Genomic DNA, 18,301 nt, shown 5'->3' on the forward strand with positions numbered 1-18,301 from the left:
CGTGACCCGGGCTGGCCATAAAAACCCCAACGGAGAGCGTTGCGCACGGGACCAGGGTAGACCATGCCGCGCGGTGACCCGGTGGGGAGGGGCCGGGTATGGCTCACGTCACGGGGATGGCAGGATGAGCCCGTCATGTCCTCCCCATCGGAACAGACCCCAGAAGCAGGGGCCCTGCCGCCCGGACAGTACGTCCCCCGGGGCTGGCCCGTCCTGCACTATGGCCCGGTGCCCAGGTTCCGTCCCAAGGACTGGGACTTCCGGGTGTTCGGGGCCACCGCCTCGGGCGAGCAGCACATCTGGACGTGGGAGGAGTTCGAGGGCCTCCCACGCACCGAGGCGGTCGGCGACTTCCACTGCGTCACCAAGTTCACCATCCCCGGCAACCTGTGGGAGGGCGTCTCCGGCACCACCATCGTGGAGCTGGCGCCGCCCCATCCCGACGTCACCCACGTCATGGTGTGGGCCGAGTACGGCTACAGCGCCAACATCCGGATGGCGGACTTCCTCGCCGAGGCGACCATGTTCGCCCTGCACCGCAACGGTGAGCGGCTCACCCCCGATCACGGCTTCCCCGTCCGGCTGGTGGTGCCGCACCTGTACGCGTGGAAGAGCGTCAAGTGGGCGCGCGGGGTCGAGTACCTCATCAAGGACCGCCGCGGATTCTGGGAGGAACGCGGCTACCACAACGTCGCCGATCCCTGGCGGGAGCAGCGGTACTCCTACCAGGAGGACGAGGGCGAGTCGCCGCCCCTGTGACCGGCCCCGGTGGCCGACACGCCCGCCTCGCATAGCGGAACGGATTGCGGACGCACAGTAACTAGGGGCATGGTCCTGTCATGCTACGAGTGCTGGCGGTCGACGACGAGGTCTCCGCGGTCGAGCGCCTGGCCCGCTTACTGCGGGCCGATCCCCGGATCGGGGAGGTCGCCACCGCCGGTGACGCGGCGACGGCGCTGCGGGACCTGGCCCGCGGGGTGGCGGCGGGCCGGCGGCTGGACGCGGTCTTCCTCGACATCCGGATGGAGGGGCTGGACGGGCTGGACTTCACCCGGCTGCTCGGCGGGTTCGCCGAGCCTCCCGCGGTGGTCTTCGTGACCGCCCGCGCCGACTGCGCCGTTGAGGCCTACGAGGTGGGCGCCGTGGACTACCTCCTCAAGCCGGTGCGCCCCGAGCGGCTGGCCGAGGCCGTGCGCCGCGTCGATGAGGCGGTGCGGCGCACGGCCGGGACAGGCCGCCGTCCCCGCCCGCCCGGCGGGGGCGAGGGCGCCGACACGGACGGCGGGCCACTGGAGGACGAGCTGGTCCCGGTCGAGCTGGGCGGGCGTACCCGGATGGTCTCGCGCAGCTCGGTGCGCTACGTCGAGGCGCACGGCGACTACGTGCGGATGCACACCGCCGACGCCAGCTACCTGGTCCGCATGTCGCTGGTGTCGCTGGCCCGCCGCTGGGAGCCGGCCGGGTTCATCCGCATTCACCGCAGCACCCTGGTGTCGTCCGCGCACGTCACCGAGCTGCAGTTCGACGGAGGCCGGGCGGCGGTCCAGGTGGGCGACGAGACGCTCCAGGTGAGCCGGCGGCACACCAAGCTCGTGCGCGACCTGTTGGTCCGGCGGTTCCACCGGGCGGACCAGGTGCCGGAGCCCTGAGACCGCTCGCCGTGCCGGACCGGCCGCTCGTCGTGTGACTACTCTGCGTACGTCGGCAACTACGGACCGTTGGTCGACGGGGGGATGTCAGACCTCCCGCCGGGCCGTGCCGGTGTCTAGCGTTCTGTGTGTCGCCGGCTCACGAAGACGACACCGGAGACCTGGGGACGGCCGCGGACCGGTTCCGCCGCCGCCCGGGTCAGGAGCCGTCGGATCCCGTACCGGGGGGGTGGGATCCGACGGCGGAAGCTCAGGCGCTGCTGGACAGTCGGGGGGTTGTCCAGCAGCGCCTGAGCGTGTTCACAGCCTTGCCGCGTTCGGCGGCTCACGCGCCTGCGGCGTATCGGCGGATGGTCTCCGGCGCGCGATGCCCGAGGCTGGGCGGCGCGGACGGGCCGGGCCCTCCAGGCGGTACGGAAGGATCAGGGCCCTGGGACGGCGAGCCGGGCCTCAGGGCGGAACGAGGGGCCGAGAGGACCTTGGCGGGGTGTTTCGGACCTCAGGAGGCCGGAAGATTGTCGCGGAGGCGTTTGAGGGTCTCCACGTCCTTGCGGTGGGGCTCGGGGGCGCGGCCGGGGGTCTCGATGATGAACGGGACGCCGGCGACCGCCGGGTGGCGGAACAGGTCGGCGAAGGGCGCCTCGCCGATGGCGCCGGCGCCGATGTTCTCGTGGCGGTCCCGGCCCGAGCCGCAGGGGTCCTTGGAGTCGTTGGCGTGGATCAGCTTGAGCCTGTCCGGGCCCACGGCCTCCACCAGGGCGTCCACGGTGGCCTTGACACCGCCGGACGCGGTCAGGTCGTGCCCGGCGGCCCAAGCGTGACAGGTGTCCAGGCAGACCCCGACCTTGGGGTGGTGCTCCAGGGCCTCGAAGTAGGGGCCGAGCTGCTGGACGGTGGCGCACAGCATGTTGGCCTGCCCGGCCATCGGCTCCAGCAGCAGCTGCGGCCCGTCCTCGGGGATCTCCGCCACGACGGGCAGCAGGTGCTCGTGGACCTGCCGCATCGCCTCCTCGTAGGACCAGGTGACCGACGAGCCGGTGTGGATCACCACGCCGCCGGCGCCGATGGCGTGCCCCCGCTGCAGGGCGTGCCGGATCGAGGCCAGTGACTTCTCCAGGGTCTCCGCGTTGGGGGAGCCGGGGTTGATCAGGTAGTTGGCGTGCACGAAGACCGGGACGCCGCTGTCGCGCAGCCGGGCGTCCTCCTCCGGCCGGCCGGCGGCCTGCGCCCAGCCGCGCGGGTTGGAGACGAAGACCTGGATCGCCTCCGCCCCGATCTGCTCGGCGTACTTCAACCCGCCGGTGGCCAGCCCACCGGCGACCGGAACGTGTCCCCCGACGGGGCTGTGCACGGTGCTCATAGGGGCATCAGCCTAGTGGGCGCCCGCCGCCGCGCGGACGCCCCGCCGTCAGTGCCAGATCTTGACCTTGCTGCCGCGCCGCGCGGTGCCGCCCACCCCGGGCTCCTGCCGCAGCACCCGGTTCAGCCCGACCTCCCGCTTGACGTCGACCTCGAACCCGGCGCCCCGCAGGATCTGGACGGCCTCGTTGACGTCCTTGCCGATGACCGTGGGCACCGGCAGGGCGTTGGGGTCGCCGCCGTCCCGGCAGAACGGGTTGAGGTCGCCGAGGAAGCCGCAGTCCTTCTTGTTGACGACCAGTGTCACCTGGTCGCCCCGGGACACCCCGGTGCCCGGCTGCGGGTCCTGGCTGAGCACGATGCCGCGCGGGCGGTCGGCGACGTCCTGCTCGGTGACCTTGACGTTCAGGCCCATGGCACGCAACTGGTTGGCGGCCTGGTCGGCGTTGGTGTTGACCAGGTTCGGCATCGACATGCCGGCGCTGACCACGAGGTCGACCGGCTCGTCGGGGGAGGCCTTCTCGCCGGCCTTGGGGTCGGTGCGGATCACCTTGTCCTTGGGCACGGTCTGGGACGACTCGCGGGACACGTCGCCGGGCTCGAACCCGGCGTCCTCCAGGACGCCCCTGGCGTCCGGCAGGGACTTGCCGGCGGTTTCGGGCACCTCGATCGGCTCGCGGCCCTTGGAGACGGTCAGCGTGACCACCCCGCCCTGCGCGATCCGCTCGCCGGGGCCGGGGTCGGACTTGGCGACGCGGCCCTTGGGCACCTTCTCGCTGTAGGCGGACGGACCGGTCTGCACCACGATGCCGTCGGAGGCCAGCAGCCGCTTGGCGTCCTCCAGCTTCATGCCGATGATCTGGTCGGGCACTCGCTCGTACTGCCCGGCCGCCTGGTACCAGACCGCCCAGCCGAGGATCACCGCGGCCAGCGCGCCGATCGCGATCAGCACGTACCGACTGGTGACCGCGCTGATCAGCCGGTCCATCGGGGTGCCCGGGGGCAGCGGCGGCGGCCCGGCGGGCTCCAGGTGCGCCGGAGGCATCGTCTCGGGCCCCAGCACCCGGGTGTGGGCGTGCGGCACCGCCGGGGCCGGGGTCGGGGCGGGCATGGGCAGCACCGAGGTGGCGTTGTGGGCCGCCTGCTCGACCCGCTGGTCGATGTCGCGCGGCAGCCCGGCGGCCACGTCGGCGACCGCCGCCAGGAACCGGCCGGCGTCCTGCGGGCGGCGCGCCGGGTCGTGACTGGTCGCCAGCGTGACCAGGGTGTCGAGCTGGGACGGCAGCCCCGGCACCAGGTCCGAGGGCGGCGGCACCACGTCGTTGACGTGCTTGTAGGCCACCGCCAGCGGGGTGTCGCCGATGTGCGGCTGCCGGCCGGTCAGCAGCTCGAACAGCATGATCCCGGCGGCGTAGACGTCGGAGCGGACGTCGGCGTGGCCGGTCAGCACCTGCTCGGGCGCCAGGTACCCCACGGTGCCGATGATCAGGCCGGTCTTGGTCTGCTTGCTGGCCGACTCGGCCCGGGCCAGCCCGAAGTCGGCGACCTTGACCTGGCCCTCGTCGGTGAGTAGCACGTTCTCGGGCTTGACGTCGCGGTGCACCAGCCCGGCCCGGTGCGCGGCGCCGAGGGCGGCCAGCACCGGCTGCATGACCTCCAGCGCCTCGCGCGGCCCGAGCCGGCCGCGCTCGGTCAGCAGGGCGCGCAGCGTCCTGCCCCGCACGTACTCCATCGCCAGGAAGACGTGCTGGCCGTCGGTGCCCTGGTCGTACACCGCCACCACGTTGGGGTGCGACAGGGCCGCGGCCGCCTTGGCCTCGCCGATGAAGCGCCGCACGAAGTCCTCGTCCTGGGCGAGGTTGGCGTGCATCACCTTCAGCGCGATCTCGCGATCGAGCTTGATGTCGCGGGCCACGTAGACCGTGGCCATGCCACCTCGGGCGATCCGGGACTCAATGCGGTAGCGCCCGTCGAGCACCTGCCCGACGAGTGGATCGGCAACCGTCGTGTCCATCAGAGGGAGTCTACGGGCGATTTGGTCGGAGTCTCATCACTCCCGAGTAGTAGGTGCGGACGAAAACACGGCCGTGCCCGTCGGTGACCATTCGGTCACGACGTGCCGATGCCCTCCCACGGCGAGGATGCCTGGGCGTGGCGGCGCTTGGGGATCCGGCCGGCCAGCCTGGCCAGCCGCCCGGCCCGCACCGCGTGCCGCATCGCGGCGGCCATCGCCGCCGGGGACTGCGCCCGGGTCACGGCGGTGGCCAGCAGCACGGCGTCGCAGCCCAGCTCCATCGCCAGCGCGGCGTCGCTGGCGGTGCCCAGCCCGGCATCCAGGATCACCGGCACCTGTGCCTGTTCCACGATCAGTTCGATGTTGTGCGGGTTGCGGATGCCCAGCCCAGAGCCGATGGGCGAGCCCAGCGGCATGACTGCGGCGCAGCCCAGCTGCTCCAGCCGCCGCGCCAGCACCGGGTCGTCGTTGGTGTAGGGCAGCACCGTGAACCCGGCGTCCACCAGCTGCTCGGCCGCGTCGACCAGCTCGATCGGGTCCGGCAGCAGGGTGTGCTCGTCGGCGATCACCTCCAGCTTGACCCAGTCGGTGCCCAGCGCCTCGCGGGCCAGCTTGGCGGTCAGCACCGCCTCCCCGGCGGTGAAGCAACCGGCGGTGTTGGGCAGCACGTCGATGTCCAGGCGGCGCAGCACGTCGAGCACCGAGCCACGTGCCGCCGGGTCGACCCGGCGCATCGCCACCGTGGTCAGCTCGGTGCCGGAGGCGGCCAGTGCCTCCGCCAGCACCCGCATGCTCGGCGCCCCGCCGGTCCCCATGATCAGCCGCGAGCCGAACTCCCGGCCGGCGATCACCAGCGGGTCCGCGTGCTCCCGCGCGTCCGTCGTGCCTGTCATGCCCGTCGTGTCCGTCGTGGTCACCATCATCCTCCCTGCACCGCGGTCAGCACCTCGACGCGGTCCTGGTCCCGCACGGCCGTGCCGGCCCAGGAGCCGCGGCTGACGACCTCGTCGTTGATCGCCACCGCGACCCCGGTGGTGGCCTCGGTGACCGTCGCCACGACGGCCGCCACGGTGGTGCCCTCGGGCAGCTCCCTCGATTGCCCGTTGACGGTGACCCTCACGCCCTCGCCTCCACTTCGAACGGTTCGAACCGGTCCGGGGTGAACGGCGCGGCCACCTCCGGCACGGTGCCGTCCACCAGCATCTCGGCCATGGCGTCCGCGGTGACCGGGGCGAGCAGCACCCCGTTGCGGAAGTGGCCGGTGGCCAGGAACAGGCCGGGCAGGGCGCTGGCGCCCAGTACCGGCGCGTTGTCCGGCGATCCGGGCCGCAGCCCGGCCGACACCTCGGCGAACTCCAGCTCGGTGACGCCGGGCAGCAGCTCGCGGGCGTCGCGCAGCAGCTGCCAGAGCCCGCCCGCGGTGACGGTGGTGTCGAAGCCCATCTCCTCCTGGGTGGCGCCCACCACGATCTCGCCGTCGGCCCGGGGGACGAGGTAGATCGACGAGCCCCGCACCAGGCCGCGGGTGGCGCGGCCGAGGAACGGCGCCCTGGCGCGCAACCGGACGACCTGGCCCTTGACCGGCCGTACCTCGGGGACGACCCCGTCCGGCAGGCCCTTCAGGTCGTTGCTCCAGGCGCCGGCCGCCAGCAGCACCTTGCCGGCGCGCAGCTCGGCGCCGTCGTCCAGCCGCACGCCGGTGGCGGTGTCGCGTTCCACGATCAGCGCGTCCGCGCGGCGCTCGACGAGCCGCACGCCCGCGTTCTGGCAGGCGACCAGCAGCGCGCCGGTCAGCCTGCGGGGGTCGACGGAGCCGTCCTCGGGGGCCAGCAGACCGCCGCGCACCGAGGGCGCCAGCATCGGCTCCAGGCGGCGGCACTCGCGGCCGGTCAGGGCCTCGACCGGAACGCCCAGCGACTCCTGGAAACGCCGCAGGTCGTCCAGGAACGCCAGGTCGTCGGAGTCGAAGGCGACCTGCAGCAGGCCGTCTCGGCGGTAGCCGGTCTCGTGCCCGGCGGCCTCCTCCAACTCGGCGACGAACGAGGCGTAGCGGTCGCGGGAGGCGATGCCCAGGCGCAGCAGCGGCTCCTCGCCGTAGGCCAGCTCGCTGACCGGGGTGAGCATCCCGGCGGCCACCCGGCAGGCGCCGCCGGCGGGATCGGGGTCCACCACAGTGACGCTCAGGCCCCGCGACGCCACCCGCCAGGCGGTGGCCAGCCCGATCACCCCGGCTCCGATGATCAGCACGTCCCACGCCGGTGGACGCCGCGGGTCCCTCGCGGTGGCGGACATCGGGCACGCTCCCTTCGCCGGCATGATCCGGATCAGGTCCTGGCGGTCGGCGGCCCCGTCAGCCGCCCTCTCAGCCCGGTCGCACCGGGCTCCCGCGCCTGTCGCCTCCTAGCCTATGCCGTCCGCTCTGTACCCGTTCGCCCGGTCGTCTCGCGTAAGTGGGCGGGTATTAAGGTTTGCCGACATGGATCACGTCATCGTGGTGGGCGGCGGACTGGCGGGAGTCCGTTCCGTGGAGGCCCTGCGGGCCAAGGGGTACGAGGGCGGGCTGACCCTGGTGTCGGCCGAGCCGCATCGGCCCTATGACCGGCCGCCGCTGTCCAAGGCCGTCCTGACGGGCGACAGCGACGACACCACCGTCGACGCCGACTGGGCGGCGCTGCGCTGCGAACTGCTGCTGGGCGAGCGCGCCACCGGCCTGCGCCCGGCGGACGGGGGCGGCGGCACCGTAACGACCACGGCGGGTGACCTGCCGTTCGACGGGCTGATGATCGCCACCGGCGCCACCCCGATCACACTGCCCGGCGACGGGCCGCAGCGCGTGCTGCGGACGATCGACGACGCCCGGCGGCTGCGCGCGGGCCTGCGCGAGGGCGCGCGGATCGTGATCGTCGGCGCGGGCTGGATCGGCGCCGAGGTCGCCACCGCGGCGGCCCGCAAGGGCTGCGCGGTCACCGTCGTCGAAGCGGCCGACGCCCCGCTGGCCAACGCGATCGGCCCCGAAGTCGGCGCGCACACGGCCCCCTGGTACGCCGAGGCCGGCGTCGAGCTGCGCACCGGGGTCAAGGTCGCGGCGGTCGAGCACGGCGGGCTGACGCTGGCCGACGGCGGCCGCATCGACGCCGACGAGGTCGTGGTGGGCGTCGGCGTCCGGCCCGAGACCGGCTGGCTGGAGGGATCGGGCCTGGAGGTCGCCGGCGGCGTGGTGACCGACGCCGCGCTGCGCACCAACCGTCCCGGGATCGTGGCGGTCGGCGACTGCGCCGCCTGGTGGTCGCGGCGGTACGGCCGCCGGATGCTGGTGGAGCACTGGGACACCGCGCTGAACGCCCCCGAGGTGGCAGCGGCGACGCTGCTCGGGCAGGAGGCCGTCTACGACGCCGTCCCGTACTTCTGGTCGGAGCAGTTCGGCCGGATGGTGCAGTACGCCGGGCACCACCCGGTCGCCGAGCGGATGGTGCGCCGGGGCGATCCCGGCGACCCCAAGTGGGCCGTTTGCTGGCTCACCGGCGACCGCCTGGAGGCGGTGCTGACCGTGGACCGGCCGCGCGACCTGGTGCAGGCCCGGCGGATCATCGCCGCGGGCGACCGCGTGGACGCGGTGGCGCTGGCAGATCCGGAGATACCCCTCCGAAAGACCCTTCTCACCTGAGGGTTTCAGAAATGTGCGGACGTGGTAGGCAGGTGGCGTGACGCAGATGCAAGCCACAGTTGAAAGCACTCTCGACGCACACACCGACGCCCTCGTCGGGGAATGGCTCACACTGCCGGAGGCGGCCGAAAGGCTGGGCCTCAACCTGAGCAGGACCAAGCAGCTCATCCGCGACCACAAGCTCCTCGGCGTCCAGCGCGGCGGGTCCCTGATGATCCCGGCCGCGTTCATCGCCGACGGACAGGTGGTCAAGGGGCTCGCGGGCACCCTGACGCTGTTGTCGGACGCCGGCTATGACAGCGTGGAGACCCTGCGGTGGCTGTTCACCGCCGACGAGACCCTCCCCGGCACTCCCGCCCAGGCACTGGCGGAGAACCGGGGCACTGAGATCCGCCGCCGCGCCCAGGCGCTGGCCTTCTGACACTCCGACGGGCCGCCCCAGGGCGACCCAGGAAAGGCATCCCCCCGCGTTGTCAAGACACCTGCTGTCCGATCGCGCCGTCGCGCTGCGGGCCCGGCTGGACCGGGCCCGCCTCTACCTGTGCACCGACGCCCGGGAACGGCAGGGTGACCTGCCAGAGTTCCTCGACGCGGTGCTGGCGGCCGGAGTGGACATCGTCCAGCTCCGCCAGAAGGGGCTAGAGGCCCGCCAGGAGCTGGAGTACCTGGAGGTCTTCCGGGCGGCCTGCGACCGGTACGGGGTGTTGCTGGCGGTCAACGACCGCGCCGACGTGGCGTACGCGGCCCGGGCGGACATGCTGCACCTGGGGCAGGACGACCTGCCGGTGCCGTACGCCCGCCGGATCGTGGGAGAGGACGTCCTGATCGGGCGCTCCACCCACTCCGACCACCAGGCGGCGGCGGCCTCCGCCGAGCCCGGCGTGGACTACTTCTGCGCCGGGCCGGTGTGGCCCACCCCGACCAAGCCGGGCCGTGCGGCGCCGGGGCCGAAGCTGCTGGAGTACACCGCCGCGCTGCGCACCGGGCGGCCCTGGTTCGCGATCGGCGGCATCGACGCCGGCAACCTCGACCAGGTGCTGGCGACCGGCGCCCGCCGGGTCGTGGTGGTACGGGCGATCACCGAGGCCGCCGATCCGGCCGCCGCGACCGCCGAACTGGCCCGTCGGCTGCACGAGGCGTCCCCGGCCTGAGGCCGGGGCGTCGTGGCGGGCGTCGCCGGCCGGGTCGTTCCGCCCGGTCGTCGGGCCGTCACCGGACAACCCGCCGGCGTGGCGCCGTTCCGCCGGCGTGCGTCGTCGGCGGAACGGGTGGGACATGCGGGGCGGAAGGGCCGGGGTGGTCATGCGCCCGGCCGGGATGCCCGACAATTGACGCATGACGATCAGCCCTGACGAGGAGCGTCCCGTCGACCTGGTCGACGACGACATCGAGATCCTGCCCGACCAGACCGCCGACGACACCGACACCGGCTGGGGCGAGTGGCGGGGCGACAGCGACTCCCGCCTGTTGGAGGAACGTCCCCCGCACTGGTGACGCGCCCGCGCCGTGCCCGGCCGGTGACGGCCGGGCACGGCGGCGCTCAGACCCCGGGCAGCAGCACCCCGACGGTGAAACCGGCCACGACGACCACGGCCAGGGCCACCATCATCCGCCACCGGTAGCGCGGGATGCTCTGCGGCCGGGGCTCGGGCGCCGGTGCGCGGCCCTCCCGCAGCGCCCGCACCAGCTGGGGCGCGGTGGGCCGGGCGGCGGGGTTCTTGTCCAGACAGCGCACCACCAGGCCGCGCAATGGTTCGGGCAGGTCGCCCAGGTCCGGCGGGCGGGACGTCACCCGGCGCATGATCGCCGCGTTGGACCCCGAGCCGAACGGTGGCCGCCCGGTGGCCGCGTACACCATGGTGGCGCCCCAGGCGAAGACGTCGGCGGGCGGCCCGACCGGCTCGTCCTCGATCTGCTCGGGCGCCATGTAGGCGGGCGTGCCGACCGGGCCGGTGGTGATGGCGGCGCTGTCCGGCGCACGGGCGATGCCGAAGTCGATGACCTTGGCGCCGCCCTTGGCCAGCAGTACGTGACCGGGCTTGAAGTCGCGGTGCACCACCCCGGCCCGGTGGATGGCCGCCAGCGCCCGCGCCGTGCGCAGCGCCACCTTGTGCAGCCGTTCCTGCGGCAGCGGGCCGCGCTCGGCGACGATCTCCTGCAGCGAGGGCCCTGGGACGTACTCGCTGATGATGTACGGGCGTGCCCCGCTCACCCGGGCGGCCAGTACCCGGGCGGTGTGCGGCCCGGCCACCTGTCGGGCGGCGGCGACCTCCCTGGCGAACCGGCTGCGGGCGCGCGGCGTAGCGGACTGCCCGCCGCGCAGCAGCTTCACGGCGGCCAGCTCGCCGTCCTTTCCGCGCCCCAGGTAGACGACCCCCTGGCCGCCCTCGCCCAGCCGGCCCAGCAGGACACGGCCGCCCAGTCGGCGGGGGTCGTCGGGACCGAGGGGGACCGTTTCCGGCTGCACGGCACGCTCCGGGGCGGATTCGGGTTTCGGCGAGGATCGCATCTTTTGTACCGCGCCATTTGTACCGTGCCGGATCGGCCGGTGTGCGGGGAACCGTCCGGTACGGGGTCAGGTCGCCGCGTCCGGCTGCACGCGCAGGGTGTTCAGCGCGTAGGCGAGCATCCGGTGGTGGCCGATCAGCATCACCAACTCGATCAGGCCGCGCTCGTCGAGCCGTCTGGCCAGCAGGGTCCACACCGCGTCGCTGAGGGTGCCGGTGTTGTGCAGCTCGTCGGCGGCGGCCACGACCGCCCAGTCCTGTGGTGCCCAGGCGTGCGCGTCCAGCGCGCCGCCCAGCGCGACGATCTCGTCGTCGGTCAGCCCGGCCTCGCGGCCGGTCGGCACGTGGTGGGCCCATTCGTAGGCGCAGCGGCTGTTGCGCGCGGTCCGCAGGATCGCCAGCTCCCGCACCCGCGCGCTGAGCGTCCCCCTGAGCAGCAGCATCGAGCTGAACTCGAGCCAGGAGGCGAACAGCTCCCGGTGGCGGCCCAGCGTGGCGAAGACGTTGAGCGGACCGGCGGTGGCCACCACGCCCTTGAGGACGTCGTCCCAGTCGCCCTCCTCCAGCGGGGCCAGGCGCGGGGCCAGGGGCGGCGGCATGCGGGGATTCTGCTGAGGCATGGCGCTATTTGTGCCGGAAACGTGGTGGGAATTCCAGCCGTCGCCGGACCATTGGCCACATCCCGCCACGACATGCCGCCCGGCACGCCGACACGGCCGCCCGCCGGCGCGGCGCCCGGAGGCGGCCCCGTCGCCGGAACGGCGTACCTCCCGCCGGCGGGGATCAGACGCGGCGTGCGGTGGCGGCGACCGTGAGCTCGGCCAGGGCGGAACGGGCCTCGGCGGCGATCGGCGCGACCTGCAGCGCCGAGCGCGCCTGCGCGGTGTAGCGCTCGATCATCTCCTCGCAGGCGGCCAGCGCGCCGGTGTCTTCGATGATCGTCCGCAGCTGCGCGACCCCCTCGGCGTCCAGCGCGGGGTCGCCCAGCCGGCTCTCGACGAGCTCGGCCTGGGCCGGCGTGGCGCGCTCCAGGGTGAAGGCGACCAGCACGGTGCGCTTGCCCTCGCGCAGGTCGTCCCCGGCGGGCTTGCCGGTCTCGGTCGGGTCGCCGAACACCCCGAGCACGTCGTCGCGCAACTGGAAGGCGATGCCCAGCGGCCGCCCGTAGGCGCGCAGGGCGTCCACCACCTGCGGGCCGCCGCCGGCGAGTTCGGCGCCCATGTGCAGCGGGCGCTCGATGGTGTACTTGGCGCTCTTGTACTCCACCACGGTCAGCGCGTCGTCGACCGTGCCGGCGCCGCGCGCGCCCTCCAGCATGTCCAGGTACTGACCGCAGATCACCTCGGTGCGCATCAGGTCGAACACCCGCCGGCCCCGGCGCAGCGACTCCGGGTCCAGCCCGCTGACCTCGAACATCTCCGCCGACCAGGCCAGGCACAGATCACCCAGCAAGATCGCCGCGCCCTCCCCGAACGGCGCCGCGCCGCCCCGCCAGCCCTGCTCGCGGTGCGCGGCCTCGAACCGGCGGTGCACCGACGGCTGTCCCCGGCGGGTGTCGCTGGCGTCCATCACGTCGTCGTGGATCAGCGCGCTGGCCTGCAGCAGCTCCAGCGAGGCCGCGGCGGCGGCGATGCCCCGGGCCGCCTCGATGTCCTCCCCGCCGGCGGCCCGCCAGCCCCAGTAGCAGAACGCCGGGCGCAGCCGCTTGCCGCCGGCCAGCAGCTCGTCCAGCGCGGTGAGCATCGGAGCCAGCTGGTCACTGATCGCCAGCACCCCGGGACGTTGCCGGTCGACGAAATCCAGCAGCGCTCCGTCGATCTCCTTGCGAACACGGCCAGCGGACATATCGATCACCCTAGTGAACCGGAGACGGTTACCCGTACCCAGGCCGGGCTGAGTACCTCAGCTGATGACCGCGCGTCCCGGCCCGCCGATCACGGACATTATGCGTGTCAGGCCCGAAGAGTCCGCAATGGGGCGTGGTGGGGTGTTCGTCTCGGCCGCCGAACCGGCCGCGCCGCCCCCTTCCCGCCGATGTGGGGCCGGGCGGGATGTCGCCGGAATCACGTTCGGCCGGGCCGGTGCGCCGGGCGGCCGGCGGCCGGCGGCCGGTTCCGGCGGCCCGCGGGAACCGGACGTGATCCCCAAGTCCCCGCCGTGGACGGCGCCCCGCCGGGTCGGCGGACCGGATGGGGCCACGACAGACCGGAGGGGTTCGCACTAACCTATGGGGATGCGTCCCGTGCAGCCCGACCGCGCCCCCAGCATCCGTGAGCTGCTGGCCGCCGGTGGCAAGTCGTTCTCCTTCGAGTTCCTCCCCCCCAAGACCGAGACCGGCGAACGCAACCTGTGGCGCACCATCCGGCAGCTGGAGGCGCTGCGGCCGACGTTCGTGTCGGTCACCTACGGCGCCGGCGGCGGCACCCGGGACAAGACCGTCGACATCGTCGAGCGGATCGCCACCGACACCACGCTCACCCCGGTGGCGCACTTCACGGCGGTCAACCACTCCACCGCCGAGCTGCGCAACCTCATCGGCCGGTTCGCCTCAGTGGGGGTGCGTAACATCCTCGCGCTGCGCGGCGACCCGCCGGGCGACCCGATGGGGGAGTGGGTCAAGCACCCGGACGGGGTCGAGTACGCCGCGGAGCTGGTGCGCATGATCCGCTCGTACGGGGACTTCTGCGTGGGCGTGGCGGCCTTCCCCTACAAGCACCCGCGCTCGCCCGACATCGACAGTGACACCCGGCACTTCGTGGCCAAGTGCCGGGCCGGCGCCGACTACGCCATCACCCAGATGTTCTTCCGCGCCGAGGACTACTTCCGGCTGCGCGACCGGGTCGCCGCGCACGGCTGCGACGTCCCGATCATCCCGGGCATCATGCCGGTCACCCAGCTGAGCACCATCGAGCGCTCCGAGCAGCTGTCGGGCGCCCCGTTCCCGCCCGAGCTGGCCGCTCGCTTCGAGGCGGTCGGCGACGACCCGGAGGCGGTCCGCCGGCTGGGCGTCGAGCACGCCGCCGAGCTGTGCCAGGAGCTGCTGGACCAGGGCGCGCCGGGCATCCACTTCATCACCTTCAACAAGTCCACCGCGACCCGTGAGGTGTACGGGTTGCTGGACACCGGCGCCCACCGCGCGGCCCCGGTGTCGTCCTCGCTGACCGCCTGACCGCCTGACCGCCTGACCGGCCGGGCCATCGCCGGCCGTCGCCGGTCTCAGTGATCGTCCGGGCCGTGCGGGGAGTCCGTCAGCGGCAGCCGCGCGCCCATCACGGCGTAGCGGGGGCCGCCGCCGGGGAACTCGAAGTCGGCCAGCAGGTCCACCATCCCCACCGACCGGTAGAGCCGGCGGGCCCGGGTCTCCGGCCGGCGGTCCAGCGTGGACAGCACCACGGTCCGCTCGGGGCGGTCGGCGCACAGCGTGGTCAGCAGCGCCCGGCCCAGCCCCCGGCCCTGGTGCGCCGGGTCCACGTGCAGCTCGGCGACCTCGAACGAGTCCGACAGCCACTCGGCGGCGTGCCCGGCGCCGCCCGCCTCGTCCAGCGCGTGGTGGACGACGTCGTGCCACCACTGGCCGGGCGTCCCGTGGAAGCCGTACGCGAATCCCTGGATCGCGCCGCCGCGCAGGAATGGGCGGCGCGACTCGGCCACCAGCGCCCGGAACCGGGGGTAGGTGGTGTGCCGCTCCATGATCGCGTACCGGCCCGGCAACTGGTCGATCGGCGGATCCATCGCCGCCGCGTAGACGTCCAGGATCGGGCCGAGTCGCCGCCGGAAGCCCCGTACGTCGATCTCGCGCAGTTTGGGCGGGTCACCGTCTTCCACCCGGACAGACTAGACCCGTTGGATCGTCCGGGATGTCGCCACCAGCGTGGCGTGCATATCGGACAGGATCCGGTCGGCCGCCTGCTGCAGGATCCGCCGGTTGTCCTCCAGCCGGCCGCCCCAGCTGCGGGCCTCCGGGCCCAGCCAGGCGTCGGTGCCGGCCAGCGTCCTGGCCGGCGGATCCAGCGCCTCTCGCAGCCGGTCGATGCTGCCGTAGGCGTCGCGGTAGGCGTGGTAGAGCCGCTCGTACTCGGGATTGGGCACCTCGCCTGGCGGCAGCTGCCGCGCGGTGACCGGGTCGATGGGCGGCTGCAGGGTTCCCGGGGGCGGTGGCGTCATGGCGACCTCTCGACCTCTCAGAGCGCCGGCCGGTCCGCACCGGGCTGGACGGGGGCGGGCGTGCGCGCCGGGCCGCCCGGCGCCTGCGGCGCGGCGCCCCCCGGCAGTAGGCCCAGCCTGGCCAGGGCGTCGTCGGTCCGCCGGCTCATGTCGGCGTCGAGCAGCACCCGGACGGTGATGTCGCGGGTGCCGTCGCGGTCGGCCTCGGCCAGCAGCGCCTTCAGCCAGGCGGCGTTCATGGGCAGATGGAAGCTGGCGGTGCCCAGCGACTCGCTGATCGCCCGCAGCCGCGCCTCGTCCCCGGCGGCCCGCCGGATCAGGTCGGCGATCCCGGCAGGGCCGAGCCGGTCGTACAGCTCCTCGGTGTAGTCGGGGTCGTCGGCGTGCTGCCCGAGACGCCGCCACACCTCGTCCGGGATGGGCCTGCCCTCCTTGAGGGCCCGGTTGATGACGAACGCGTCGGCGCGGGCGGCCTTCTGGGCGTCCTGCCGGTTGGGGAACGTGCCGAGATCGTCGCCGGCGCCCTTGGGCGTCGTCCGCGGCGACCTCGGCGGCGCGACCCCGTCGCCCAGGCCGGAACCGCCGCCCTGCCCGCCCGTACCCGGTATCGCGGGACGCGGCGGGACGGCCGGGCCCGTCCTGATCCCGCCGCCGGTGTCGGGATGGGTGATCGCGTAGTTGTAGCGCCGGTTGAGCATGCCGAGCTGCTCGGCCACCCAGACGCTCACCTCCTGCGCCCGCTGGTGCCCGGTGGCGGGTACCCCGGCCGGCGGGGGATGGGCGTCCAGCCATCCGATGATCGCCCTGTTGGCGGCGTTCATCTGCTTGAGCAGGTGGCCCAGCGCGTCCGGGTCGATCCCGCGGAACTCGGGGTCGCCGGCGGCGGGGCCGTTGCGCATGCTCGCACTCATGGCCGCTCCGGTGCTGACGGACGGTTCGGGTCGGTCACTACGATCACACCCGTGTCAGGCGCTGTCGAGGGCCGCCCGCACCGAGCCCTCGTCGCGGGCCACGACCGCCCGGCCGCCGGTAGCGATGATGGGACGCTGGATCAGCACCGGGTGGGCGACCATGACCTCGATCCAGCGCGCCCGGTCCCGCGCCATGTCCTTCAGGCCCAGCTCCTTGGCGACCGGCTCGTTCAGCCGGGCCACGTCCCAGGGCTCGGCGCCGATCGCGGTGAGCACCGCGTCGAGCTCGGCCGCCGTCGGCGGCTCGTCCAGGTAACGGCGCTCGGTGTAGGTCACGCCCGCCTCGTCGAGGGCGGCCTTGGCGGCGCGGCTCTTGGAACAGCGGGGGTTGTGCCAGATCTCCATGCGCCGATTCTCCCAGACCGGTACTTCGGGAGCCGGGGAGTCGCGGTACGGGACGGGGCGAGGAATGGTGAGGATCGCCTGCCCGGGCGTTCGGAGGCCCCAGGGCGGCGAGCTCAGGCGCCGACGTCGGCGGGGGTGCCGCCGGTGATACGCACCAGTTCCTCGAAGGAGGTCGGGAAGACGGTGTGCGGGTGCCCGCCGGCCGCCCAGACCACCTCGTGCTCGCCCAGCCAGGTGTCCACCAGTGTCCGGATCGGGGCCGGGTGCCCGACCGGGGCGACCCCGCCGATCGGCTGCCCGGTGGCCTCGCGGACGAACTCGGGGGTGGCCCGCCGCACCCGCCGGGCACCGGCCAGCGCGGCGGCCTTGGCGGTGTCCACCCGGTGGGCGCCGCTGGTCAGCACCAGCAGCGGCGTGTCGTCGGCGGCGAAGACCAGGCTGTTGGCGATGGCGCCCACCGGGCAGCCGAGCTGCTCGGCGGCGGCCTCGGCGGTACGGGCCGCCTCCGGCAGCTCCACGATCTGCCCGGTCGCGCCCAGCTCCTTGAGAGCCGCGGCCACCCGTTCGACGTTGGGATGCATGGCAGCACTCTAAAGTCTGGTGGCGGCGTCGAACCCGGCGGATGGATCCTTTGTCCAAAAGGGAACCATTCCGGTGGGAGGTCGCACATGAGGGCAAGGGTGCGGATGGCGGGGCTCCTCGTGGCGGGCGGCGTCCTGGTGCTGCCGGGCTGCTCACGGCCGGCCACCGAGACGGCGGGGGAGGACCGGCCCACCGCGCCGGCCACGCCGAGTACGTCCTCGGCCGGCACCACGCCGAGTCCCACGCCGACGCCCCGTCCCAAGCTCAAGCCGGGCGGCAAGGGCGAGCACGTCAAGGCGCTGCAGCGGCGGCTTGAGGAGCTCGGGTACGCCCCCGGCCGCGTCGACGGCCGCTACGGCATCACCACCCAGATGGCGGTGTGGGCGTTCCAGAAGGTCAACCGCATCAAGGTGAGCAACACGGTGGGCGAGCGGGTATGGGAGGCGCTCGACAGGCCCAGGGCCCCGCGGCCCATGGCCAAAAAGCGCGAGCCCGACCGGGTGGACGTCGACCTGCGCCGCCAGTACCTGGTGGTCTACAAGGACGGCCGTCCGGCGCTGATCAGCCACATCTCCTCCGGATCGGGCGAGCTGTTCTGTTCGAACGACCCCGGCTCCAGCACGCCGCGCTGCCGTTACGCCACGACCTCCACGGGCGACTTCCGCACGGGCCGGCGCGCCTCCGGCTGGGAGACCTCGCCGCTGGGGCGGCTGTACAACCCGATCTACTTCAACGGCGGCATCGCCTTCCACGGAGCGCTGGACGTCCCGCGGTACCCGGCCTCGCACGGCTGCGTGCGGCTGCCGATGAACGTCGCCGAGGACTTCCCGAAGCTCGTCGGCACGAACGTTCCGGTGCACGTCCGTCGCCCCACGTGATCTGACGGGTTTTGTCAGACCCCTTTGTTCTCCTGGTCGGGTGCCGCTGACCTGCGACGTCTCCATGTGGACGGCCCGGTCGCGACGCTCGTTCGAACGTATTGACGAATCGCCGCACGGGCGGTTTACTGAAGGTACGTCGAACTTCTGTTCGATGCGGTGCGGGGC

Annotated in this window: 21 protein-coding genes; 8 read left to right on the plus strand and 13 right to left on the minus strand. The window is 73.5% G+C overall.

What is annotated here, in order from left to right:
• The first annotated feature begins 135 nt into the window (after positions 1-135).
• Both C4U03_RS00630 and C4U03_RS00635 read left to right on the plus strand, forming a co-directional pair.
• Positions 136-759 (plus strand): sulfite oxidase-like oxidoreductase, encoded by a 624-nt coding sequence (locus tag C4U03_RS00630; protein WP_103935614.1) that lies wholly within the window; start codon positions 136-138, stop codon positions 757-759.
• 80 nt (positions 760-839) lie between these two features.
• Positions 840-1,649: a LytR/AlgR family response regulator transcription factor gene (locus C4U03_RS00635; RefSeq protein ID WP_103935615.1), complete on the plus strand. Its 810-nt coding sequence runs from the start codon at positions 840-842 to the stop codon at positions 1,647-1,649.
• A 499-nt stretch (positions 1,650-2,148) separates the two neighbouring features.
• On the opposite strand, the gene C4U03_RS00640 is transcribed toward C4U03_RS00635, so the two are convergent.
• The 5 genes from C4U03_RS00640 to thiO all read right to left on the minus strand — a co-directional run bounded on the left by C4U03_RS00640 (position 2,149) and on the right by thiO (position 7,314).
• On the minus strand, positions 2,149-3,009 hold the full coding sequence (locus tag C4U03_RS00640) for a deoxyribonuclease IV (RefSeq protein ID WP_103935616.1): 861 nt from the start codon (positions 3,007-3,009) through the stop codon (positions 2,149-2,151).
• 48 nt (positions 3,010-3,057) lie between these two features.
• Positions 3,058-5,022: a Stk1 family PASTA domain-containing Ser/Thr kinase gene (gene pknB / locus C4U03_RS00645; protein WP_103935617.1), complete on the minus strand. Its 1,965-nt coding sequence runs from the start codon at positions 5,020-5,022 to the stop codon at positions 3,058-3,060.
• 95 nt (positions 5,023-5,117) lie between these two features.
• The gene (locus tag C4U03_RS00650; protein WP_103936245.1) at positions 5,118-5,915 is read right to left on the minus strand and encodes a thiazole synthase; all 798 of its coding nucleotides are present in this window, start codon (positions 5,913-5,915) and stop codon (positions 5,118-5,120) included.
• Positions 5,916-5,941: 26 nt separating this feature from the next.
• Complete coding sequence (gene thiS / locus C4U03_RS00655; protein ID WP_103935618.1) at positions 5,942-6,142, minus strand: sulfur carrier protein ThiS; 201 nt, start codon at positions 6,140-6,142, stop codon at positions 5,942-5,944.
• On the minus strand, positions 6,139-7,314 hold the full coding sequence (thiO, locus tag C4U03_RS00660; protein ID WP_103935619.1) for a glycine oxidase ThiO: 1,176 nt from the start codon (positions 7,312-7,314) through the stop codon (positions 6,139-6,141). The genes thiS and thiO overlap by 4 nt, the downstream gene beginning before the upstream one ends.
• Before the next feature lie 184 nt (positions 7,315-7,498).
• Here thiO and C4U03_RS00665 point away from each other — a divergent pair, with 184 nt between their 5' ends.
• The 4 genes from C4U03_RS00665 (at position 7,499) to C4U03_RS40955 (ending at position 10,180) form a co-directional block, all read left to right on the plus strand.
• Positions 7,499-8,686, plus strand: coding sequence for an NAD(P)/FAD-dependent oxidoreductase (locus C4U03_RS00665; protein WP_103935620.1), 1,188 nt, complete (start codon positions 7,499-7,501; stop codon positions 8,684-8,686).
• A 46-nt stretch (positions 8,687-8,732) separates the two neighbouring features.
• Positions 8,733-9,107 (plus strand): Rv2175c family DNA-binding protein, encoded by a 375-nt coding sequence (locus C4U03_RS00670; protein ID WP_103935621.1) that lies wholly within the window; start codon positions 8,733-8,735, stop codon positions 9,105-9,107.
• A gap of 49 nt (positions 9,108-9,156) precedes the next feature.
• Positions 9,157-9,837, plus strand: a complete 681-nt coding sequence (gene thiE, locus C4U03_RS00675) for a thiamine phosphate synthase (RefSeq protein WP_200826948.1) — start codon at positions 9,157-9,159, stop codon at positions 9,835-9,837.
• Between the two features lie 184 nt (positions 9,838-10,021).
• Positions 10,022-10,180 (plus strand): hypothetical protein, encoded by a 159-nt coding sequence (locus C4U03_RS40955; RefSeq protein WP_200826949.1) that lies wholly within the window; start codon positions 10,022-10,024, stop codon positions 10,178-10,180.
• Between the two features lie 46 nt (positions 10,181-10,226).
• Here the strand turns inward: C4U03_RS40955 and C4U03_RS00680 are convergent, their stop codons facing one another.
• The 3 genes from C4U03_RS00680 to C4U03_RS00690 form a co-directional block, all read right to left on the minus strand.
• Positions 10,227-11,153, minus strand: a complete 927-nt coding sequence (locus tag C4U03_RS00680; protein WP_103935622.1) for a serine/threonine-protein kinase — start codon at positions 11,151-11,153, stop codon at positions 10,227-10,229.
• A 108-nt stretch (positions 11,154-11,261) separates the two neighbouring features.
• Complete coding sequence (locus C4U03_RS00685) at positions 11,262-11,792, minus strand: carboxymuconolactone decarboxylase family protein (protein WP_103936247.1); 531 nt, start codon at positions 11,790-11,792, stop codon at positions 11,262-11,264.
• A gap of 184 nt (positions 11,793-11,976) precedes the next feature.
• On the minus strand, positions 11,977-13,038 hold the full coding sequence (locus C4U03_RS00690; protein ID WP_103935623.1) for a polyprenyl synthetase family protein: 1,062 nt from the start codon (positions 13,036-13,038) through the stop codon (positions 11,977-11,979).
• A gap of 388 nt (positions 13,039-13,426) precedes the next feature.
• Here C4U03_RS00690 and metF point away from each other — a divergent pair, with 388 nt between their 5' ends.
• Entirely contained in the window at positions 13,427-14,362 is a 936-nt protein-coding gene (metF, locus tag C4U03_RS00695) for a methylenetetrahydrofolate reductase [NAD(P)H] (protein ID WP_200826950.1), read from the plus strand.
• Between the two features lie 47 nt (positions 14,363-14,409).
• Here the strand turns inward: metF and C4U03_RS00700 are convergent, their stop codons facing one another.
• From C4U03_RS00700 to C4U03_RS00720, 5 genes are all read right to left on the minus strand, one after another.
• Complete coding sequence (locus C4U03_RS00700; RefSeq protein WP_235017538.1) at positions 14,410-15,018, minus strand: GNAT family N-acetyltransferase; 609 nt, start codon at positions 15,016-15,018, stop codon at positions 14,410-14,412.
• A gap of 9 nt (positions 15,019-15,027) precedes the next feature.
• Positions 15,028-15,357 carry a hypothetical protein gene (locus C4U03_RS00705; protein ID WP_103935625.1) on the minus strand — a complete coding sequence of 110 codons (330 nt, stop codon included), beginning with the start codon at positions 15,355-15,357 and terminating at the stop codon, positions 15,028-15,030.
• A 17-nt stretch (positions 15,358-15,374) separates the two neighbouring features.
• Positions 15,375-16,268 (minus strand): hypothetical protein, encoded by an 894-nt coding sequence (locus tag C4U03_RS00710; RefSeq protein WP_146087225.1) that lies wholly within the window; start codon positions 16,266-16,268, stop codon positions 15,375-15,377.
• Between the two features lie 54 nt (positions 16,269-16,322).
• The gene (locus C4U03_RS00715) at positions 16,323-16,673 is read right to left on the minus strand and encodes an arsenate reductase family protein (protein WP_103935627.1); all 351 of its coding nucleotides are present in this window, start codon (positions 16,671-16,673) and stop codon (positions 16,323-16,325) included.
• A gap of 113 nt (positions 16,674-16,786) precedes the next feature.
• The gene (locus C4U03_RS00720) at positions 16,787-17,254 is read right to left on the minus strand and encodes a YbaK/EbsC family protein (RefSeq protein ID WP_103935628.1); all 468 of its coding nucleotides are present in this window, start codon (positions 17,252-17,254) and stop codon (positions 16,787-16,789) included.
• A gap of 87 nt (positions 17,255-17,341) precedes the next feature.
• Here C4U03_RS00720 and C4U03_RS00725 point away from each other — a divergent pair, with 87 nt between their 5' ends.
• Complete coding sequence (locus C4U03_RS00725; RefSeq protein ID WP_103935629.1) at positions 17,342-18,133, plus strand: L,D-transpeptidase family protein; 792 nt, start codon at positions 17,342-17,344, stop codon at positions 18,131-18,133.
• The last annotated feature ends 168 nt before the right edge of the window (positions 18,134-18,301 follow it).

The organism is Thermomonospora echinospora (genome assembly GCF_900108175.1).
GTDB classification, from domain to species: Bacteria; Actinomycetota; Actinomycetes; order Streptosporangiales; family Streptosporangiaceae; genus Thermomonospora; species Thermomonospora echinospora.

Bases quoted from the DNA above. Each gene is read 5' to 3' on its own strand.
- C4U03_RS00650 (WP_103936245.1), bottom strand. From the start codon at position 5,915: ATGACAGGCACGACGGACGCGCGGGAGCACGCGGACCCGCTGGTGATC.
- pknB (WP_103935617.1), bottom strand. From the start codon at position 5,022: ATGGACACGACGGTTGCCGATCCACTCGTCGGGCAGGTGCTCGACGGG.
- C4U03_RS00720 (WP_103935628.1), bottom strand. From the start codon at position 17,254: ATGCATCCCAACGTCGAACGGGTGGCCGCGGCTCTCAAGGAGCTGGGC.
- C4U03_RS00710 (WP_146087225.1), bottom strand. From the start codon at position 16,268: ATGAGTGCGAGCATGCGCAACGGCCCCGCCGCCGGCGACCCCGAGTTC.
- C4U03_RS40955 (WP_200826949.1), top strand. From the start codon at position 10,022: ATGACGATCAGCCCTGACGAGGAGCGTCCCGTCGACCTGGTCGACGAC.
- thiO (WP_103935619.1), bottom strand. From the start codon at position 7,314: ATGTCCGCCACCGCGAGGGACCCGCGGCGTCCACCGGCGTGGGACGTG.
- C4U03_RS00670 (WP_103935621.1), top strand. From the start codon at position 8,733: ATGCAAGCCACAGTTGAAAGCACTCTCGACGCACACACCGACGCCCTC.
- C4U03_RS00690 (WP_103935623.1), bottom strand. From the start codon at position 13,038: ATGTCCGCTGGCCGTGTTCGCAAGGAGATCGACGGAGCGCTGCTGGAT.
- C4U03_RS00705 (WP_103935625.1), bottom strand. From the start codon at position 15,357: ATGACGCCACCGCCCCCGGGAACCCTGCAGCCGCCCATCGACCCGGTC.
- C4U03_RS00725 (WP_103935629.1), top strand. From the start codon at position 17,342: ATGAGGGCAAGGGTGCGGATGGCGGGGCTCCTCGTGGCGGGCGGCGTC.
- C4U03_RS00665 (WP_103935620.1), top strand. From the start codon at position 7,499: ATGGATCACGTCATCGTGGTGGGCGGCGGACTGGCGGGAGTCCGTTCC.
- C4U03_RS00715 (WP_103935627.1), bottom strand. From the start codon at position 16,673: ATGGAGATCTGGCACAACCCCCGCTGTTCCAAGAGCCGCGCCGCCAAG.
- C4U03_RS00685 (WP_103936247.1), bottom strand. From the start codon at position 11,792: ATGCCGCCGCCCCTGGCCCCGCGCCTGGCCCCGCTGGAGGAGGGCGAC.
- C4U03_RS00640 (WP_103935616.1), bottom strand. From the start codon at position 3,009: ATGAGCACCGTGCACAGCCCCGTCGGGGGACACGTTCCGGTCGCCGGT.
- C4U03_RS00635 (WP_103935615.1), top strand. From the start codon at position 840: ATGCTACGAGTGCTGGCGGTCGACGACGAGGTCTCCGCGGTCGAGCGC.
- metF (WP_200826950.1), top strand. From the start codon at position 13,427: ATGCGTCCCGTGCAGCCCGACCGCGCCCCCAGCATCCGTGAGCTGCTG.
- C4U03_RS00630 (WP_103935614.1), top strand. From the start codon at position 136: ATGTCCTCCCCATCGGAACAGACCCCAGAAGCAGGGGCCCTGCCGCCC.